This is a genomic window from Bradyrhizobium sp. BLXBL-01 (genome assembly GCF_051853025.1).
Taxonomy (GTDB): Bacteria; Pseudomonadota; Alphaproteobacteria; order Rhizobiales; family Xanthobacteraceae; genus Bradyrhizobium.
Map to the genome: position 1 here is coordinate 490541 of NZ_CP182471.1, position 17224 is coordinate 507764.

Annotated in this window: 16 protein-coding genes; 6 read left to right on the plus strand and 10 right to left on the minus strand. The window is 66.1% G+C overall.

All coding sequences use genetic code 11. The features are described from left to right. Nucleotides 1-272 precede the first annotated feature (272 nt). Complete coding sequence (locus ACNJYA_RS02350) at nt 273-1709, plus strand: MBOAT family O-acyltransferase (RefSeq protein ID WP_439401959.1); 1437 nt, start codon at nt 273-275, stop codon at nt 1707-1709. Next, nucleotides 1709-2815, plus strand: coding sequence for a hypothetical protein (locus ACNJYA_RS02355; RefSeq protein ID WP_439401960.1), 1107 nt, complete (start codon nt 1709-1711; stop codon nt 2813-2815). Before ACNJYA_RS02350 ends, ACNJYA_RS02355 begins: the two co-directional genes overlap by 1 nt. Before the next feature lie 180 nt (nt 2816-2995). Here ACNJYA_RS02355 and ACNJYA_RS02360 read toward each other — a convergent pair whose 3' ends face one another. The 3 genes from ACNJYA_RS02360 to ACNJYA_RS02370 form a co-directional block, all read right to left on the minus strand. Next, nucleotides 2996-4183: a pyridoxal-phosphate-dependent aminotransferase family protein gene (locus ACNJYA_RS02360; RefSeq protein WP_172789316.1), complete on the minus strand. Its 1188-nt coding sequence runs from the start codon at nt 4181-4183 to the stop codon at nt 2996-2998. 102 nt (nt 4184-4285) lie between these two features. Further along, complete coding sequence (locus ACNJYA_RS02365; RefSeq protein ID WP_260381636.1) at nt 4286-5011, minus strand: thermonuclease family protein; 726 nt, start codon at nt 5009-5011, stop codon at nt 4286-4288. 293 nt (nt 5012-5304) lie between these two features. Further along, complete coding sequence (locus ACNJYA_RS02370; protein WP_439401961.1) at nt 5305-7032, minus strand: hypothetical protein; 1728 nt, start codon at nt 7030-7032, stop codon at nt 5305-5307. Nucleotides 7033-7453: 421 nt separating this feature from the next. Here ACNJYA_RS02370 and ACNJYA_RS02375 point away from each other — a divergent pair, with 421 nt between their 5' ends. Further along, entirely contained in the window at nt 7454-8302 is an 849-nt protein-coding gene (locus ACNJYA_RS02375; RefSeq protein ID WP_172789313.1) for a caspase family protein, read from the plus strand. Nucleotides 8303-8502: 200 nt separating this feature from the next. Here the strand turns inward: ACNJYA_RS02375 and ACNJYA_RS02380 are convergent, their stop codons facing one another. The 4 genes from ACNJYA_RS02380 to ACNJYA_RS02395 form a co-directional block, all read right to left on the minus strand. Next, nucleotides 8503-9396 (minus strand): efflux RND transporter periplasmic adaptor subunit, encoded by an 894-nt coding sequence (locus ACNJYA_RS02380; RefSeq protein WP_439365213.1) that lies wholly within the window; start codon nt 9394-9396, stop codon nt 8503-8505. Between the two features lie 165 nt (nt 9397-9561). Then, entirely contained in the window at nt 9562-9732 is a 171-nt protein-coding gene (locus ACNJYA_RS02385; RefSeq protein ID WP_172789311.1) for a hypothetical protein, read from the minus strand. 68 nt (nt 9733-9800) lie between these two features. Next, nucleotides 9801-10928: a lactonase family protein gene (locus ACNJYA_RS02390; protein WP_439365214.1), complete on the minus strand. Its 1128-nt coding sequence runs from the start codon at nt 10926-10928 to the stop codon at nt 9801-9803. Nucleotides 10929-11056: 128 nt separating this feature from the next. Further along, nucleotides 11057-11188, minus strand: coding sequence for a hypothetical protein (locus tag ACNJYA_RS02395; protein ID WP_257187544.1), 132 nt, complete (start codon nt 11186-11188; stop codon nt 11057-11059). 148 nt (nt 11189-11336) lie between these two features. Between ACNJYA_RS02395 and ACNJYA_RS02400 the strand changes: the two genes are divergently transcribed. Both ACNJYA_RS02400 and ACNJYA_RS02405 read left to right on the plus strand, forming a co-directional pair. Then, nucleotides 11337-11513, plus strand: a complete 177-nt coding sequence (locus ACNJYA_RS02400; RefSeq protein ID WP_439365215.1) for a hypothetical protein — start codon at nt 11337-11339, stop codon at nt 11511-11513. 88 nt (nt 11514-11601) lie between these two features. Continuing rightward, on the plus strand, nt 11602-11724 hold the full coding sequence (locus ACNJYA_RS02405; RefSeq protein WP_439401962.1) for a hypothetical protein: 123 nt from the start codon (nt 11602-11604) through the stop codon (nt 11722-11724). Nucleotides 11725-11755: 31 nt separating this feature from the next. On the opposite strand, the gene ACNJYA_RS02410 is transcribed toward ACNJYA_RS02405, so the two are convergent. From ACNJYA_RS02410 to ACNJYA_RS02420, 3 genes are all read right to left on the minus strand, one after another. Further along, nucleotides 11756-12094 carry a hypothetical protein gene (locus ACNJYA_RS02410; protein ID WP_172789308.1) on the minus strand — a complete coding sequence of 113 codons (339 nt, stop codon included), beginning with the start codon at nt 12092-12094 and terminating at the stop codon, nt 11756-11758. A 252-nt stretch (nt 12095-12346) separates the two neighbouring features. Beyond that, nucleotides 12347-15010: a bifunctional diguanylate cyclase/phosphodiesterase gene (locus tag ACNJYA_RS02415; protein WP_439365217.1), complete on the minus strand. Its 2664-nt coding sequence runs from the start codon at nt 15008-15010 to the stop codon at nt 12347-12349. Nucleotides 15011-15149: 139 nt separating this feature from the next. After that, nucleotides 15150-15842 (minus strand): hypothetical protein, encoded by a 693-nt coding sequence (locus ACNJYA_RS02420; RefSeq protein WP_439403526.1) that lies wholly within the window; start codon nt 15840-15842, stop codon nt 15150-15152. Nucleotides 15843-16023: 181 nt separating this feature from the next. On the opposite strand from ACNJYA_RS02420, the gene ACNJYA_RS02425 reads away from it, so the two are divergent. Continuing rightward, nucleotides 16024-17118 carry a LysM peptidoglycan-binding domain-containing protein gene (locus ACNJYA_RS02425; protein WP_439401963.1) on the plus strand — a complete coding sequence of 365 codons (1095 nt, stop codon included), beginning with the start codon at nt 16024-16026 and terminating at the stop codon, nt 17116-17118. The last annotated feature ends 106 nt before the right edge of the window (nt 17119-17224 follow it).

Below are 17224 nucleotides of genomic sequence, written 5' to 3' on the forward strand. Positions count from 1 at the left end.
CCCGCCTGCGGGGAGAGGTCGGATTGCATCGAAGATGCAATCCGGGTGAGGGGGACTCTCCGCGAGTCCAACTCTCACCGTCCTTGCGGAGACTCCCCCTCACCCCAACCCTCTCCCCGCAGGCGGGGAGAGGGAGAAGGCGCGTTCCCTTATATCGTTCCGATTCCGTGGATTGCCAGCTCGCCTGTTCCAAAGGCCGTGCCATCTCACCGGGTTGTTGATCCGTCCCTTGTATGCTTTAGGGAAACTATCCCCGCCGCCGGTCCAGCCCGATGCTGTTCAATTCCTACCCCTTCATCCTGCTGTTCCTGCCGGTCGTGCTCGCCGGCTATTTCCGGCTCGGCCGGCGCAGCAATCTGGCTCCGGTGATCTGGCTGGCACTGGCCTCCATCACCTTCTACGCCATCGGCAGCTGGCAGTTCGTCGCCCTTCTGCTGCTTTCGATCGCTTTCAACTACGGCGTCGGCCATCTTCTCATCGTGGCGGAGCTCACGCACCGGCAACGAAAGGCTTCGCTCGCACTCGGCGTCGCCGGCGATCTCCTCATGCTCGGCATCTTCAAATATGCCGGCTTTGTCGCCGAGAACGTCAACGCGCTGCTCGGCACGCATGTCGCGATCCACATCCTGCTGCCGGTCGGCATCTCCTTCTACACCTTCACCCAGATCGCGTTCCTGGTCGATGCTTATCGCGGCCAGGTCGCGGCCTATGCGCTGCCGCATTACGCGCTGTTCGTGACCTACTTCCCGCATCTGATCGCCGGGCCCATCCTCCATCACAAGGACATGATCCCGCAATTCGAGGAGGAGGAGACCAAGCATCCGGATGCGCATCTCATTCTCTGCGGCGTCATCATCTTCGCGATCGGCCTGTTCAAGAAGACCTGTCTTGCCGACGGCATCCAGCCGCTGGTCGCGCTTGCTTTCGAGGCGCGCTCGCCGAGCTTCGATCAGGCCTGGCTTGGCGCGCTCGCCTACACGTTCCAGCTCTATTTCGACTTCTCCGGCTATTCCGACATGGCGATCGGCATCTCGCTGATGTTCGGCATCTTCCTGCCGGTCAATTTCAACTCGCCCTACAAGGCGACCAGCATCGTCGAGTTCTGGCGGCGCTGGCACATGACGCTGTCGCAATTCCTGCGCGATTATCTCTACATCCCGCTCGGCGGCAACCGCCGCGGCCGCGTGCTCCGCTACGTCAATCTGGTGATCACGATGCTGCTCGGCGGGCTCTGGCACGGTGCGGCCTGGACGTTCGTGGTTTGGGGCGCGCTGCATGGCGCTTATCTCTGCGTCAACCACGCTTTCAGCGCGCTGGCGCCGAACGTTCCCCCGCTGCTGGCGCGCCCCGGCCGCGTGCTTGGCGCCGTGCTGACCTTCCTCGCCGTCGTCATCGCCTGGGTGTTCTTCCGCGCCGAGAGCGTCGCCTGGGCACTGCGGGTGCTCCACGCGATGGCTGATCCCGCCAACATCGTGCTCGGCCGCGAGGAGATTGCAGCACTGGTGCAGGTCGCGATCTACGCGGCGCTGGTGTGGCTGGCGCCGAACACGCAAGCGCTGATGGGATACGACCACGGCAACCGCAAGGTCGGCGAGGCCTTGCGGGCGGGCCGCATGCGGCCCCTGGTGCTCTATGCGGCCTCGCTGGTGCTCGCCTTCGGCTTCCTGGGCATCCAGAGCCACAGTGAATTCATCTATTTCCGGTTCTGATGCAGGGCGCGTTCACCCATCTCACACGTCTGCTGCTGGCAAGCGCGGCCTGCGTGCTTGGCGCCGCAGCGCTTACGTTCGCCGTCGATCCCCTGCAATTGTTCCGCCCCTCGCGCCTGATCCCGGCCTTCTACTCGGAGGACACGCGCGTGCAGAATGCCGGGCTGATCCGCAGCCAGCCATTCGACACCGCCTTCATGGGCACCTCGCTCGCGATCCATTTCCGCCAGAGCGACATCGATCGCGCGCTCGGCGTCCGCTCGCTCAAGCTCGCGATGACCGGCTCCAATTCGCGCCAGCAGGCTTTCGTGCTGGAGCAGGCGATCGACCGCGGCGCAAGGCGCGTGATCTGGGCGATGGACGACTTCATCTTCATCGATGCCGCCGATATCGAGGCCGATCCATATTTGTCCGTCGATCTCTACCGCCGGACGGCGAAAGGCGTCGCCTCCTATCTGTTCAGCGCGGCGATGGCGAAGGAATCCCTGTTCGCGCTGCTGCGGTCCGTCCCGCTGCTGCGGGAGCCGCTGACCCTTGCGTCGCCCTATCTCCCGGTCAAGTTCGCGCTGGCAGACATCGACGACATCTACGCCCTGGCGCGGGATTTCGACGTTGCGCGAGACTACAACGCGAAGAAGACGCTCGCCGCCTTCGCCTATATCACCAGCCCCGTACGCAGCCGCTTCCTCGGCGAGGGCTATGGCTATGAGGCCATGGTCCGGCATTTCGAGCAGGACGCCGCCGGCCTGATCGCGCGCCACCCCGACGTGACCTTCGACATCTACTTCCCGCCCTATTCGATCCTGCAATTCGTCGCGATGCGCGATGCCTCGCCCGCGACACTGAAGATCGTCACCGATCTCACGGCGCACATTGCGCGGCGCCTGACGCAACTGCCCAACGTCCGCCTGCATGATTTCCGCGCGCTCGAGGCGGTCACGCACGATCTCGACAATTACAGCGACGTCATCCACCATTCGCCGGTGATCGATGCGATGGTGCTGAGATGGCTTGCGAGCGGGGAGCACCGCGTCGATCCGAAGGCACCGCTTGCGCCGCTGGAGGAGCTGAAGGCGCAGGTGGAGGCGTATCGCGTCGAGCGATGATCTTCCGCTCTCCTTTTACGGGAGAGGGTGGGTCTTTCCGCTAGCTCGGAATCGTAGGGTGGGCAAAGGCGCGCTTAGCGCCGTGCCCACCATCGATTCAACGGTACGACAGAAGTGGTGGGCACGCTTCGCTTGCCCACCCTACGATACTGCGCTGCGTCCGGGGCACGAGCAGCTTTGCTACACCGCCACCTCGTCGCCGAGATACGCGACCGCCGCCTCCAGCCCGCCTTTGCCGTGCGGGATCTTCAGCGCGTTCAGCCCGACCTCAATCACCCCGAGCGTGCCGAGCAGCATCGGCGCATTCACATGGCCCATATGGGCGATGCGGAAGGCTTGTCCGGAGAGATCACCGATGCCGGTGCCGAGCACGACGCCGCACTTGTCCTTGCAATAGCGTTGCAGCACGGCCGGGTCATGGCCGTTGCTCATGGTCACCGTGGTCACGGTGTTGGAGCGCTCGCTGGCCTCGGCGACGTTGAAGCCGAGCACCTGGCCTTCCGACCACATCGCAACCGCGCGGCGCGCGGCCTCACCGAGCAGGCTGTGGCGGCGGAAGGCGTTCTCGAGGCCTTCCTCGTGCAGCATGTCGATCGCCTTGCGCAAGGCGAACAACAGATGCACCGGCGCGGTGCCGGCATATTTGCGGTAATTCTCGGTGCCCTCGCGCTCGCTCCAGCTCCAATAGGGCGTCGACATGCCGGCCTTCTTGTGCACCTCGAGCGCGCGCGCATTGGCGGCGACGAAGCCGAGACCGGGCGGCGTCATCAGGCCCTTCTGCGAGCCGGACATCGCGACGTCGATGCCCCATTTGTCCATCTCGAACGGCATGCAGCCGAGCGAGGCGACGGTGTCGACCATGTACAGCGCGGGATGGCCGCTCGCCTTGATTGCCTTGCCGATCGCCTCGATGTCGTTCTGCACGCCGGAGGCGGTGTCGACCTGGACCACGACGACGGCCTTGATGCTGTGCTCCTTGTCGCGACGCAGGCGTTCCTCGACCTCGTGCGGCCGCACCGCGCGGCGCCAGTCGCCCTTGAGCACCTCGACCTCGGCGCCCATCAGCGCCGCCGCGTTGCCCCAGCCGATCGCAAAGCGTCCGCTCTCCAGCACCAGCACCTTGTCGCCGCGCGACAGCACGTTGCTCAGCGCCGCTTCCCAGGCGCCGTGGCCGTTGGCGATGTAGATGTAGGACTTGCCCTTGGTCGCGAACAGCTTCGAGATGTCGCTGAGCAGGCTCTCTGTCAGATCCAGCATCTCCTTGGAGTAGATGTCGATCGCCGGACGGTGCATCGCCCGCAGCACCTCGTCGGGCATCGTGGTGGGCCCGGGGATGGCCAGAAACTCCCGGCCCGCGCGAACGGTCATTGCTGTCAGTCCTTATTGCCAGAGAACAGGATGGTGGGTTGCTGATTCACGGTTTTACGCGGCGGAGGGCCTTGAGAAAAGCACGTAAAACGCAGGGCTGGGTTATCGCTTCGTCTCCCGGCATCCGGCCGCTTCGGCCTCTTCGACCGAGCAGAACCAGCGGGTGCCCTTGCTGATCTTCATCTTGATCTGGGTGTACCAGCGGCTGGTCGGCTGGTGATAGATGCACTCGCCGGCGCTGTTCACATTGCCCTTGATGGTGCAATCCGGCGACGGCGCGACCGGCCCCGAGGCCGAAGCGAGCAGCACCGCATGCGCGCCGTCCGGCGGCTTGGTCGCGCCGAGGATCGCGGTCTTCTTGTTGCGCTCCCGCCAGTCCCACGGCGCGATGAAGGCACCCTGCCACATGCCGGCTTTTGCCTCACGCGCGGCAGCCTCGTCGGGCTCGTAGTCCTTGGAGATGCGGGTGTAGGCCAGCGCCCAGCCGTTGCGCACCAGCCATTTCTGGATGTCCTCGCCGCCGACCTCGCAGCGCGCCACGGTGCGGCCGCGCCGGTCGATCGCGCGGGTGTGGCAGACCCAATTCTTGCCCTCGCTGTATTTGGCGAGCTCGTCGCGGGCCGCGACGCCGCAGGTCCAGCGTTCGGTCTTGGTGTTGAGGCAGAGCTGGTCGACCGCCGGCGCGTCGATGCCGCCGAGCCGGATCCGCGTGTTGCCGATCACCACGGCATCGCCGGCGCGAACCTTTGCCGTGCCGGTGATGTCGGCGGCATCAGCCAGCGACGGGATGGCGAACAAGGACAGCGCAATCAGGACTTTTCGCAACATGCCGGTCCGGTTGTGATGACAATCTCGATAAGCCGCGCAATTGTGGTCGGCTTTTGGCCGCCCGGCCAGCGCAGGCCGAACAGATTGGCTTTCAACTTCCTGTCATTGTGGCGGCGTTGCTTACCCTCCCCTGGAGGGGGAGGGTCGGCATGCGATCGAGCGAAGCGAGATTGCATGACGGGGTGGGGTGATCTCTCCACTCGGGCACTGTTCGTCGCGGAGGGACCGTCACCCCACCCCGCTCGCGCTGCGCGCGATCGACCCTCCCCCTCCAGGGGAGGGTAAAAGGACCATCACCCCCGCGCCATCGCCCGCTTCGCCACCGCCAGCCCCATCAGCACGAACGCCGACGTCACCTCCGGCCCGCCGACCAGGATCCGCGTCGGCGTCTTCATCTTGTTCCATTCATAGGCGCGGAACGGGCCGCGGCGGCCGCCTTCACCGAGCCCGGCGACGATCACGTTCAGCGCCGGTGCGAAGGTGCGCGGGTCGGCGCCGAGATGGCCGAGCGCGATCAGCGCCAGCGCGGCGTCGAACACGTTCATCTCGGCCGCCATCAGCTCGCCCTTGACGTAGGACAGCACGCGGTGGCGGATGAAGTCGAAATCGCCAGCGGGATCAATCGCGGCCTGCGCCGCCAGCGGCAGCGCCAGGAAGGCGGCATAACAGCGGCCGAAATAGGCGCTGTAGAGCTCCGGCAGATAATAGATGTGCGAGCGCGGATTGGCGAAGGCGCCGCTGGCCGCGAGGCGCTTCTGGAATCCGATGATGCGATGGACCGTGGCGAGCCGCGCCGGCGTCTCCAAGACCTTCCAGCGCGCAAGATTGCGAAAGCTGACCTCGAGAATGTCGAGATTGAGCGTCGGATCGAGATCGTTGCCGTAAGGGCGCTCGCCGGCGAGATTGTCGATCCAGGTCGCGACCCCGCCCTCATAGTCGATATTGTCGTTGAGCGGCACGGTCACGCGCGGCGCGTTGACGCCGGCGCGCACCTGATAGCCCGCATAGAAGTCCAGGAGCGGCTGGTCGATGATGGCATCAAGGCAGCCGGCCTGCGTCGCCGCCGAGATCGAGCAGGCCGTGGTGTCGCAATCCGGCACGTAGATGCCGAAGCCGAGGTCCTGCTTGATCTGCGCGAAGTAGCGCGAGAAGCGCGGATGCGGTGCCGGCGCCAGGGCGGTGATGACGTTGAAGCGGGCGCCGCCCAAGCCTTCGACCTCCTCGCGGCTGATGTTGACGCAGAAATCGACCATGTCGGCGATCGCGCGCTCCGCCGCGATCTTGTCGGCGACCGAGGCGAGCCCGGTCTCGACGAAGCTGAGCAGGGCCTCGATGAAGAACGCGTCGTAATAGGCCGAGCGATGGCGGATCTGCACCGGCTCCCACATCGGCTCGGCAATGCCCTTCCAGGGCGGATTGACCACGGCGCGCGCGGGCGAGCGCGCGATGAAGACGCGGGCGAGGTTGAACAGCAGCGAGGAGTTCTTGTAGCCGCGCGCGTTGAGGCCCGTGAGCGCCATGATCAGCTCGCGGCCGCGGACGTCGGGATCGCCGATCAGGTTGAAGGCGGCATAGGTCGGCAGGAAGCCGTTGCGGCGGTAGGAGCCGAGCAGATGCTGCGCGCAATCGCGGATCACGCCGTCGATCTGCGCGCTCTGCGGCATGGCGGCGTTGAACGGCACCGGCGGCGGCCTGGGATGGTCGAGCGCGATGCCGTCGACGAGATCGGCGATCGGCTGCCCGACCGCCGCCCAGTCGGGCTCGGCCTCGTCGCGGGCCCGGGTGAGCGCCGCGCGCAGCCGCGTCAGCATCCCCTCGTCGCGCAGCTCGGGCAGGCCGGCGCGGCGGAGCAGGATCCGCAGCGCGGGATTGCCGAGCGCGGTCTTGTAGAATTTGGCCAGATGCGGATCGCCGCTGGCCGTATCAGACAATACGGGATCGCAGACCTCGTAAAGCGAGGGGCCGTCCTTCCGCGCCGTCAGCGCCCGGCAGGCGGCGCCGGCAAAATAATGAAAGCTCATGAAATACCTGGTCGCGGGGGCCTTGGTCGGGGATATCAGGCGCGCTGGCATCTGCGCGCCACCCCCTTGCAAGTCGTTGAAAAGGCTACCCGGATTCGCAGGAAATACAAATGTGATGAACGTCACGGAAAAGCCGGCACGAGGGCTGCATGGTCGATCTCCGGAAGGCTACGGGGAAGCCAATGATGCAGGAATCCAGCCAGGAGAATTAACGAACATATTCAGACACTTAGCTCAAATTTTTGGCAATCTATTGCCCCACGGCCTATATCCGGTTAAGGGTTTGTTTGGTGCGGCGCCGCAAATTGCGCGCAATTCGGGGGCACTTCCCCGGCCAATCCCTCAAACCTAAAGACGCTATCGCGCTACTCAAACAGTGTGCGCGCGCTTGGCCGGTCTTTGGCACAGGAAACGAAGCGAGATGAATGTAAAGCAGCTCGACCTTTCCAGACGTACGATCGCCCTCGCCGCAGCCCTCATCGGCACGGTGTCGCTGGTGATCGGCGCCCATGCTGCTCTCAACATGCGTGCGATCGATGCCGCCAAGGCCGTCTCGACCGACCAGATCACCGGCTCGATCGGCCAGACCTCGCGCCTCGCGCTCGTCATCGGCAATGGCCATTATCCCGACGCCAGCGCGCCACTGACGCAGTCGATCAACGACGCCCGCGCGCTGTCCTCGTCGCTGCGCAAGAACGGCTTTGACGTCGACATGGTGGAAGACGCGACCAAGGACGACATGGTCCGTGCCGTGACCCGCCTGAAGTCCCGGATCACGCGCGACAGCGTCGTCATGCTGTTCTTCGGCGGCTACGGCGTGCAGGCCGGCCGCGAAAGCTACATGCTGCCGGTCGATGCCGTGATCTGGAAGGAAGGCGACGTCCGCCGCCATGGGGTCTCCATCGACGGCGTGCTCGACATGATGAAGGAGCAGGGTGCCAAGGCCAAGCTCGTCGTGGTCGATGCCTCCCGCCGCAATCCTTACGAGCGCCGCTTCCGCTCCTACAGCCACGGTCTCGCGCCGATCAGCGCGTCCGACAATGCGTTGATCCTCACCTCCGCCTCGCCCGGCAAGGTCGTCGACGACGGCAAAGGCGAGCACAGCGTGCTGGTCAGCGAATTCCTCAACAATCTCAGCAAGCCCGGCAGCGCCGAGAGCGTCTTCAACAAGACCCGCCTCGCCATCTCCCGCGCCAGCGAAGGCGACCAGGTCCCGACCGTGTCGTCGTCGTTGCTCGAAGACGTCCGTTTCGGCGAAGCCGGCGGTTAGTTTTTCTTAGGTCTTGCGACGTCTCGTGCCCCGGACGCGACGCATCATGCAATGATGCGACGCTGAGCCGGGGCCCAGTTTTTTGGGCACACTGTACCTGCATCGTCATTGCGAGCGCAGCGAAGCAATCCAGAATCCCTCCGCGGAGAGACCCTGGATTGCTTCGTCGCAAGAGCCCCTCGCAATGACGATCGTGGCCGCTACTTCGCCGCTTCCGCGCTCGCCATCACCGGACGCACGGGATCGCCTTCGCGCAGCAATGCACCGGCGCGGGCGACGACGACGTCGCCTTCGTTGAGGCCGTCGCGGACCTCGATATTGCCGCCCGACATCAATCCGACCTCGACACGCTTGGTCTCGACGCGGTTGCGGCGGATCACCTGCACGACGGTGCCGGCGGACGAATATTGCACCGATGTCAGCGGCACCGCGACGTTGCAGCTTTGCCCGGTCTTGATCAGCGCGCGCCCGCTGGCATTCAGCAAGAGCCGCTTCTGCGAGGAGATGCCGATATAGACCATCCCCTGCTGGATGTTCGGCTCGACGGTCGGGCCGATGCGGCGCACCTTGCCGTTGATGTCGCCGGCGCCTGCGATCCGGACGGTGGCCTGCTGATTGACCGCGAGCTTGCGCACATCGGTGGTGGCGACGAGACCGACGAGATCGTACTCGCTGCGCGCCACGATCGTGAATAGCGCCTCGCCCTTGGCGGAGGCGAAGTTGCCGATCTGCGCGGTCGAGGTTGCGATCACCCCCGCCACGGGGGCGGTGACCTGAAGCGTGCCGCCCTCGGGCAGCGCCAGCCGTGCCAGCACCTGGCCGGCGGTGGTGGTATCGCCGGCTTCGGCCAGCACGTCCGTGACCTTCAGGCCGGGACGCTCGGGCCGCACCGAGGTTTCCTCCCGCGCGATGATCGAGCCGGTGGCCTCGACGATGTCGGAGAAGCAGGATTTCGCGACCTTCAGCACCGTGACCGCCGGCCCTTTGGGCGCGTCGTCATCGGCGGCACCGGCCGGATGGGAGCTGAGGACGAGCAGGCCGGCGACGGCTGCGGGATACAGGCTTCGAGCAACGGCGCGGGGCAAATGACGCATCGGAAATTCCACGGGGGCTGTGCCTCCAATCGATAGCAGATGGCTGCCGCCCGCACTACGGCCGCGTCGTCCCAAAACAGGACGCAGCGCGGCCGCCGGCAGTCGCGGCAAGTCTTTGATGAGTCGCGGAATTGGAGAACAGGTTCGCCCGAAGGGCTCAGGCCGTCAGCGACGCCGATCACCCAGCAGCTTGCCGCTGGCCCGCTCGAGCAGATGCAGACGCGTGCAGGCCGGACAGGACACGGATACGTGCGTGCGGTCAGCCGGCTCGTCGGTGAGCCGATGCTGCACGTTCAGGCCCGTCTGGGGGCATTTGAAGACAATCTGCCGGTCCATGACCGAGATATGACGCCAAGCCGGGCCTCGCGAAATTACGGATGATTACGTAGGTCCGTGGCGGCGCCTCACGGCAGGTTCAGGAACTCGACCCAGTTCGGCTTCTTGCCGGTGGGGTAGGATTTCAGCTTGGCCAGCGCGCCGCTGCCCTGGTCGATGGCATAGACCGTCATGCTGCCCGAGAGCTCGCCGACGGCGGCGAGGTAGCGGCCGGCGGGATCGACCTGGAAGCCGCGCGGCTGCTTCTCGGTCGGCACGCTGCCGATCGTGGTCAGCTTGCCGCTCGCGCCGTCGACCTTGTAGGCGGTGAGCGTGCTGGTGGTGCGCTCGGAGGCGTAGAGGAAGCGGCCGTCCGGCGTGATGTGGATGTCGGCGCCCCAAGGTTTTCCGGAAAACCCGTCCGGCAGCGCGGTGGTGCGCTGGATCTCGTCCCAGGCGCCGCTCCTGGCCTCATAGGTGAATGCCGCGACGTCGCCGTTCAGCTCGTGGAGGAGATAGACGAACTTGCCGCCGGGGTGAAACACGAAGTGCCGCGGCCCCGATTTCTCCGGCACCTTGTGCGCCGGCGGATCGCTCGGCGTCAGCGTGCCCGCTGCGGCATCGAACGCGAAGGCCAGCACCTGATCGGAGCCGAGATTGGTGGCGAACGCGAAGCGGTTGTCGGGCGAGGGCAGGAAGGCGTGGGCGTTCAGCCCGGTCGGGATCACCTGCTTGGGCTCGCCGGCGACGCCGTTGCCAAGCAGTGGATTCAGCGCGACCTTGTTGCCGCCATAGGAGGCGCTGAACAGGAACTTGCCGCTGCGGTCGATGGCGATATAGGCCATGCTGTCGGCGAGCGGTCCGTTGCCGAGATGGCTGAGCTCGCCCGTCTTGGGATCGATCGCAAAGCTCACTGCGACATAGGGCTGCGAGCGGATTCCGGCGATCAGCACGCGGTGGTCGGGCGTGATCGCGAGCGGTGTCGATGAGCCCGGCCTTTCGACGCCCTTGAAGGCGGCCGTCTGCACGAGCGTCATCTCGCCGCTCTCGCTCATCTTGAACACGCTGATGTCGTTGCTGTCGGCATTGCCGACATAGGCGAAGGTTTCGGCCATGCCGGCACGGACTCCAGAAACGAGGGCGAGAGAAGCGAACAGGGTTGCGGCGATCGCAGCGCCTGGCACGCGCGATACGATGCGTCGGATCGATCTCGACATGGGCTCCTCCTGAAAGCCGGCTCGCGGCGTTGTCGTTTTGCCGCGAGGATAGCGGGAGACGCGCCGCCGCACCAAAATCCAGATGGGATCGATCGATGCCGAAATCGCATCGGTCGCGGGATGACGGGTCAGCGCACCGCCGCAGTGCGGGACGGCAAATGCGGCCACGGCGGGCGGTCCGGCGGCCCGAGCATGGTCCACACGGTCACCGCGACCAGCGCGGACGTCATGAGCGTCCAGAGGATGAGGCGTTTTCGCATCAGGCCAATCCGTCGGTGCAAGCTGCGAGGCCGAGGGCCGCGTCCGCCATCCTGCACTGCAAAGAGCGGCGGTTCTATGAGGCCGTTCACAGGGCCGAAACAGTCGATGCCGTTGCGAACCAATGCGCTGCGAACGCATTGAACCGGCATGCCCCGCGAAAACGATCTCGAAGGCAAGCCAGACATGGGCGGCAAGCATGGCGGTCAGGCCGGCCAGCCCAGGCCTCCGCCGCGCCCGCACGAGGGCGAGCGCGACGAGGACGTCGTGGCAAAGCGCCACACCGGCCAAACCGACCGGGCGCCGCCGCCGACCAAACCAAAATAGCGCCTCGCCGCCCGGCATCGCGGCGGCCTGGCGTGGGGAACGGCGGCATCGCTCTGCCGCGTGAGAAAAGGAAGAGGGAGGCTGGCTCGTGTTTTGGATCTGTTGGAACACCGCCTGGTCGCTGATCATCAGCGGCATCTGGATCGCCACCATCGTCAGCCACCCCGACGCCGAATTCGTCGAAGTGCAGGCGGCCCGACGATCGATGTGAGCGTCCCGCCCTTGCGGACGCTCGTCCCGGTTCACGTCATGCTGCCGGGCATGAAGCAGCGGATCATCGGACGGCCGTTGACGTAATAAGGCCAGACCATGGTGCGCCCGGCGCGGTTGGGCTCGGTGATGACCGTGTCGTCAGGCACCTCGACCCAGTTGCCGAGGAGCCGCACCCGGTAATGTCCGTCCCGCGTCTCCCAGTCGACGTCGTCGAGCGCGGTGCCGTCGGCATCGGCACAACAGGGGCCGCCGCCCTTGCTCTTCAGGCTCTCGAACCAGCCCTTGAGGGGAGAGTTTGCGTAGCGCCCGTCGTCGCGGGCCTCCGCGGCGAGCCCGATCAGGGCCCCAACCGCGACGAGAGGGATCATTCTGAACGCCAAGATTCTGAACGCCAAGATCGCCATGTCACCTCGCTCGTTTCACGCACGCGCGCGCGACAGTGCGGGCGAAAAGCCGCCTGTGGTGCGCGTGATGCAATGTCGACTAGGGCCCGTCGGCCGGAGTTCCCGACCGTCTCAGCGAGGCGATAACCGCAAGGCGCAAGGTTTGATCCTAAATTTTCAAGGCAGGCGGTGAGGGGATGAGCGGCTGCGGACGTCTCCGATGAGGAAGCCGCCGCCCTAGGCCGCGACCGCCTGCGCCGCGAGCAGCTGCTTCAGCTTCGCGGCCGGCACCGCCGGGCTGAACAGCCAGCCCTGCATCTGGCTGCAGCCGAGCTGGCGCAGCACCTCGGCTTGCGCTTCGGTCTCGACGCCTTCGGCCGTCGTCGCCATGTGGCGCGCGGCGGCCATGTGCACCACGGCCTGCACGATCGGCGAGGAATCTTCGGACTGACCGATGTCGCTGATGAAGCTGCGGTCGATCTTGATCTTGTCGAACGGGAAGCGATGCAGGTAGCTCAGCGACGAATAGCCGGTGCCGAAATCGTCGAGCGCGATGCGCACGCCGAGCTCGCGCAATTGCTGCAGGATCGCCAGCGCCTCCGCGTCGTCGCGGATCAGCACCGTCTCGGTGATCTCGAGCTCGAGCCGCCCCGGCGCGAGCCCGGACTCCGCGAGCGCGGCGGCGACCTTGAGCGCCAGCGTGCGCGAGCGGAACTGGAGCGGCGACACGTTGACCGCGATGTGAATCGGGCCGGGCCACGAGGCGGCCTCAACGCAGGCCTGCTTCAGCACCCATTCGCCGATCTCGCCGATCAGGCCGGTGTCTTCTGCGACCGGGATGAACTCCGCCGGCGAAACCATGCCGCGCTCGGGATGGCGCCAGCGCAGCAACGCCTCGCAGCCGGTGACGACATTGGCGGTGAGGTCGACCAGCGGCTGGTAGTGCACCTCGAACTCGCCGCGCGCGAGCGCCTGGCGCAGGTCAAGCTCGAGCTGGCGGCGCTGCCGCGCCTTGGCGTCGTATTCGGGGGCGAACAGGCGGAAGGTGCGGCGGCCTTCCGACTTCGCCGCATACATCGCCAGATCGGCGCGCTTGAGCAGATCGTCGAGATTGTCGCCATGATCGGGCGCGATGGCGATGCCGATGCTGGCATCGGTCGGAATCTCCTGCCCCTTGCAGTCCACCGGCGCGCGCAACGCCTTGAGAATGGTTTCCGCCAGTGCCGTCAGCTCGGCCGGATCGGAGGTCGCGGCCTTGACGATGGCGAATTCGTCGCCGCCGAGCCGCGCGACCATGTCGTTGCCGCTGACGCAGGCGCGCAGGCGGCTCGCCACCTGGCGCAGCAATTCGTCGCCGACCTCGTGCCCGTGCGAATCGTTGACGCCCTTGAACTCGTCGACGTCGATATAGAGGATCGCGAACGGCTTGCCTTGCGCGAGCTCGGCGACGCGGCGCTCCAGATGCCCGCGCAGCAGCACGCGGTTGGGCAGATCGGTGAGCGCGTCGTAATGCGCCAGATGGGCGATGCGCTCGTCGGCGCGGATGCGCTCGGTGACGTCGTCATGGGTGGCGAGCCAGCCGCCGGCAGCGGCGGGCTGGTTCTTGATCTCGATCAGCCGGCCATCGGCGGTTTCGACGACGGCGCTCTGGGTGCGGCCGATATTGCTCAGGATGTCGTCGCAATAGGCTTCGACGTCGCCCTCGAACGAGCCGGTGTCCCGGCGGTGCCGGATCACGTCGCGGAAGTGGACGCCGGGCTTCACCAATGCGGCCGAGAGCCCGTACATCTCGATGTAGCGGCGGTTGCAGACGATCAGCCGCTCGTCCTGGTCGAACATCAACAGGCCCTGCGTCATCGTATTCATCGCGGTGTCGAGCCGCTGCTTCTCGAGCGAGAGCCGGTGCGTCACCTGGCGGAAGATCAGAAACAGCGTGAGCACCAGGAGGCCGATCGACAGCACGGCAATGGTGACGAAGAATTTCGTCTGCGTGCGCCAGGTCGCCAGCGTCGCATCCAGCGATTTGGTCGCGACCACGACCAGCGGCTCGCCGGCGAGCAGGCGCGAGGCGACGATGCGGTCCTTGCCATCGATCGGGCTTGCGAGCTGGGTGGTGACGAAGGTGCGCGCGAACACCGCCATCTGCTCCGGCGTGCCGTTGCGGAAGTTTTGACCGATCAGCGCCTCGACATGCGGAATGCGGGCGAGCAGCTGTCCGTTCTGGTGGTGCATCGCGATCGAGGAATCCTCGCCGAGCCCGGTCGAGGCGAAGAAGGATTCGAGCTGCTCGGGCGCGATCGCGCGGGTGACCAGCCCGAGGAACTCGCCGTGCGGTCCGGAGACGCGCCGCGCGAACACGATCGCCGGTCCGCTGCCGAACCGGCCGGGCACGACCTCCACGTCCTCCTGCGCGGCCGGATCGTCCTTGAGACGGTTGAAGTAGCCACGGTCGGCGACCGAGATGTCGGCGACCGGCCATTGCCGCGACGAGTTGATCAGCACGCCCCTGGAATCGAACAGATTGGCGCCGGCGACGTCGGACCAGCCGCTGGCTTTCGCGCGCAGCACCTCGTGCACGGCGAGCGTGCCCATCTCGCTGCGGAAGATTTCGGCGGACTCGATGCCGTGGCTCTCGAGCTCGGCGATGATGCTCTTCTGCAGCACCGCGAAGTCCTCGAACTGGCGGTCGAAATGCCGGGCGAGCATGCGGACGGCGTTTTCGAGGCTGTCGCGGCCGCTCTCGATGGCGTTTTGCCGGAAGCGGTCGACGGTGAGCGCGGTGCCGATCGCGGTCGCAAGCATCAGCACGAAGCCGCCGGCGATCAGCCACGTCAGCGGCGCCCCGCGCCAACGGCGGAGCAACGCGCGCGTTCGCGCGGTCCATCGGATCGATGCGCCCATCCCAGTCCTCCCGTGGGATGCAAGATGCTGCAAAACCGACAAGACCCCGTTACCACAAAGGGTTAGGAAAACATGAATCGGAACGAAATCAGAGGGTTGGTTCCATCGCGCGGGAGATTGCGGCGAGACCGCGGGACCCTCAGCGCTTGATTTCCCACCTCAAGGCTTCCGCATTGCCTTTGGCGAACATCGCCGGGACGTCGAACTTGCCGGTCTTGAGGTCATACCGGCATTTCCAATCCGCCAATCCCTTCACCGCGACGTTCTTCGGATGCTTGTCCATTTCGCCGGACAGCGAGATCAGGAGATAGCGGTTGTTGGGCCAGTCGACGCCGAGCCAGCGATACCCATCTTCGGTGCCCTTCATCAGATTGGCCGAGATGTGGTAGTCGAGCTTCATCTTGCGAGTGTCGGGCCGGCTGTGGAAATAGGCCCAGGCGAGATCGCTGAGCGATGTCTTCGTCGCGTTGACGAAGGCGCCATTCTCGACATGGTAGAGAAAGAGATCCTGCTCACCCGAGCCGGTCTTCTGCATGCGCACCAGCCATTGCGAGTCGGCCGTGAAACGGAAGCCGGCCGGATAGCCCTGCTCGGGCTTCAGCTCGCGCATCTCCTCGCCGCGCCGCGCCCAGACCTGCCACGTGATGTCGAAACCCTCGCCCTCCTTCATGTACTGCTCGAGCCTGGTGGCGCCGTCGGGCGAGGCGAAGGCGAGATCGGCATCGTCGGAGAGCGTGAAGCCGGGCGGCGGGCCGGAGGCGGCCAATGCGGGTGAAGCGGCCAGCGTCAGCACCAGCGCCAGCGATCGCGCGGCACGGGAAAATACGGTCACGGCAAAAATTCCCTTGAAGAATGCCGCGAGGCGGCCTTGATACTTGGACACCCGCATGGTCGCGCCGGTTCATCCCGCGCGCCCTCGGCGGAGGCATAATCCCATCGGCAGTCTTGCTGCGGCAGCCAAATCGGCGCACCTTGCCGGCCTCGGCTGATTTGCCACCCAAGGTCCTTTTCAAATGATCACCGCATCCAAGGCCTTCATCGCCTTCTGTCTGCTCGCGCTGGTCGGCACCGCGCTGGTGATCGGCCCGACCGAGCTGCGCCGCCTGTTGCCGGGCGGGACCAAGGTCACCGTCGCCGCCAAGCCGGAGGCCAAGGCCGAGCCCAAGATCGAGGCCAAGGTCGAGCCCAAGCTTGAAGCCAAGGTGGAGTCCAAGCCGGACACGTCCAAGCCCGAATCCAAGCCCGAGTCCAAGCCGGGGCTCGAGCCGGAACAGCCGAAGCTCGCCGGCAGCGCGCCGCCTGCTCCCGAGCCGAAGGCGAGCCCGCTGGCCGAGACCCAGAAGCAGGTGGCCGCGCTCGGCGATCTCGTCCCGGTCAAGCCGCCGGCGCCGGCTGCGGACGCCGCCCCCCGTTTCGACGTCGCCCGCGTCGACGAGCACGGCGAGGCGGCGGTGATTGCCGGCCGCGCCACGCCGGGTGCCAGGGTCGAGCTGCTGCGCGACGGCAAGCCGCTCGATAGCGTGGTTGCGGACGCCTCCGGCCAGTTCGTGATGACCCCGCCGCAACTGCCCGCCGGCTCTTATGACCTGACGCTCCGGGCCAAGGCACCGGACGGCACGGTCACCGAATCCGGCCGGACCATGCCGGTGACCATCGCCGCGGCGGCGCCGCCGCCCGCGCGCACGCCACCGGTCGCGAAGCAGGAGACCAAGCAGGCCGAGAAGCCCGACGACAAATCGGATGTCGTCGCCGCCCTGCCGTCGGCCTCGCCGCGCCTGGCCTCGGTGCCCGACAAGCAAGCGGCCCGGCCGAAACTGATCGGCGCGCCGAAGCCCAAAGCTTTCACGCATGCGCCTTTCGCGCATGCGCCGGCGGGCACTGCGGTCGCATCGGCCTCGCCCGCGGAGGCGCTCACCGCCGCACCGGCCGAGGCCGCCGGCGGCAGCCGGATCATCGCCCGCGGCGACAGCCTGTGGGCGCTCAGCCGGCTCGCTTACGGCGACGGCGCCCGCTACGGGGTGATCTTCAAGGCCAACCGCGACAAGATTCACAACCCCAACTTGATCTATCCCGGCCAGACCTTCGTGATGCCGCAAAAGGCGGAGTGACACTGCACCGGCATTGGCCGGCCAGCGTTGCGACGCATTGTCCTGTGTCCGTCTGGAACATTCGGTTCCCTCGCGCGTCATTGAGATGCGACGCATTGCGCACGCG

Bases quoted from the DNA above. Each gene is read 5' to 3' on its own strand.
- ACNJYA_RS02350 (WP_439401959.1), top strand. From the start codon at position 273: ATGCTGTTCAATTCCTACCCCTTCATCCTGCTGTTCCTGCCGGTCGTG.
- ACNJYA_RS02395 (WP_257187544.1), bottom strand. From the start codon at position 11,188: ATGCGAAAACGCCTCATCCTCTGGACGCTCATGACGTCCGCGCTGGTC.
- ACNJYA_RS02410 (WP_172789308.1), bottom strand. From the start codon at position 12,094: ATGATCCCTCTCGTCGCGGTTGGGGCCCTGATCGGGCTCGCCGCGGAG.
- ACNJYA_RS02370 (WP_439401961.1), bottom strand. From the start codon at position 7,032: ATGAGCTTTCATTATTTTGCCGGCGCCGCCTGCCGGGCGCTGACGGCG.
- ACNJYA_RS02385 (WP_172789311.1), bottom strand. From the start codon at position 9,732: ATGGACCGGCAGATTGTCTTCAAATGCCCCCAGACGGGCCTGAACGTG.
- ACNJYA_RS02425 (WP_439401963.1), top strand. From the start codon at position 16,024: ATGATCACCGCATCCAAGGCCTTCATCGCCTTCTGTCTGCTCGCGCTG.
- ACNJYA_RS02355 (WP_439401960.1), top strand. From the start codon at position 1,709: ATGCAGGGCGCGTTCACCCATCTCACACGTCTGCTGCTGGCAAGCGCG.
- ACNJYA_RS02360 (WP_172789316.1), bottom strand. From the start codon at position 4,183: ATGACCGTTCGCGCGGGCCGGGAGTTTCTGGCCATCCCCGGGCCCACC.
- ACNJYA_RS02380 (WP_439365213.1), bottom strand. From the start codon at position 9,396: ATGCGTCATTTGCCCCGCGCCGTTGCTCGAAGCCTGTATCCCGCAGCC.
- ACNJYA_RS02375 (WP_172789313.1), top strand. From the start codon at position 7,454: ATGAATGTAAAGCAGCTCGACCTTTCCAGACGTACGATCGCCCTCGCC.
- ACNJYA_RS02400 (WP_439365215.1), top strand. From the start codon at position 11,337: ATGCCCCGCGAAAACGATCTCGAAGGCAAGCCAGACATGGGCGGCAAG.
- ACNJYA_RS02390 (WP_439365214.1), bottom strand. From the start codon at position 10,928: ATGTCGAGATCGATCCGACGCATCGTATCGCGCGTGCCAGGCGCTGCG.
- ACNJYA_RS02415 (WP_439365217.1), bottom strand. From the start codon at position 15,010: ATGGGCGCATCGATCCGATGGACCGCGCGAACGCGCGCGTTGCTCCGC.
- ACNJYA_RS02365 (WP_260381636.1), bottom strand. From the start codon at position 5,011: ATGTTGCGAAAAGTCCTGATTGCGCTGTCCTTGTTCGCCATCCCGTCG.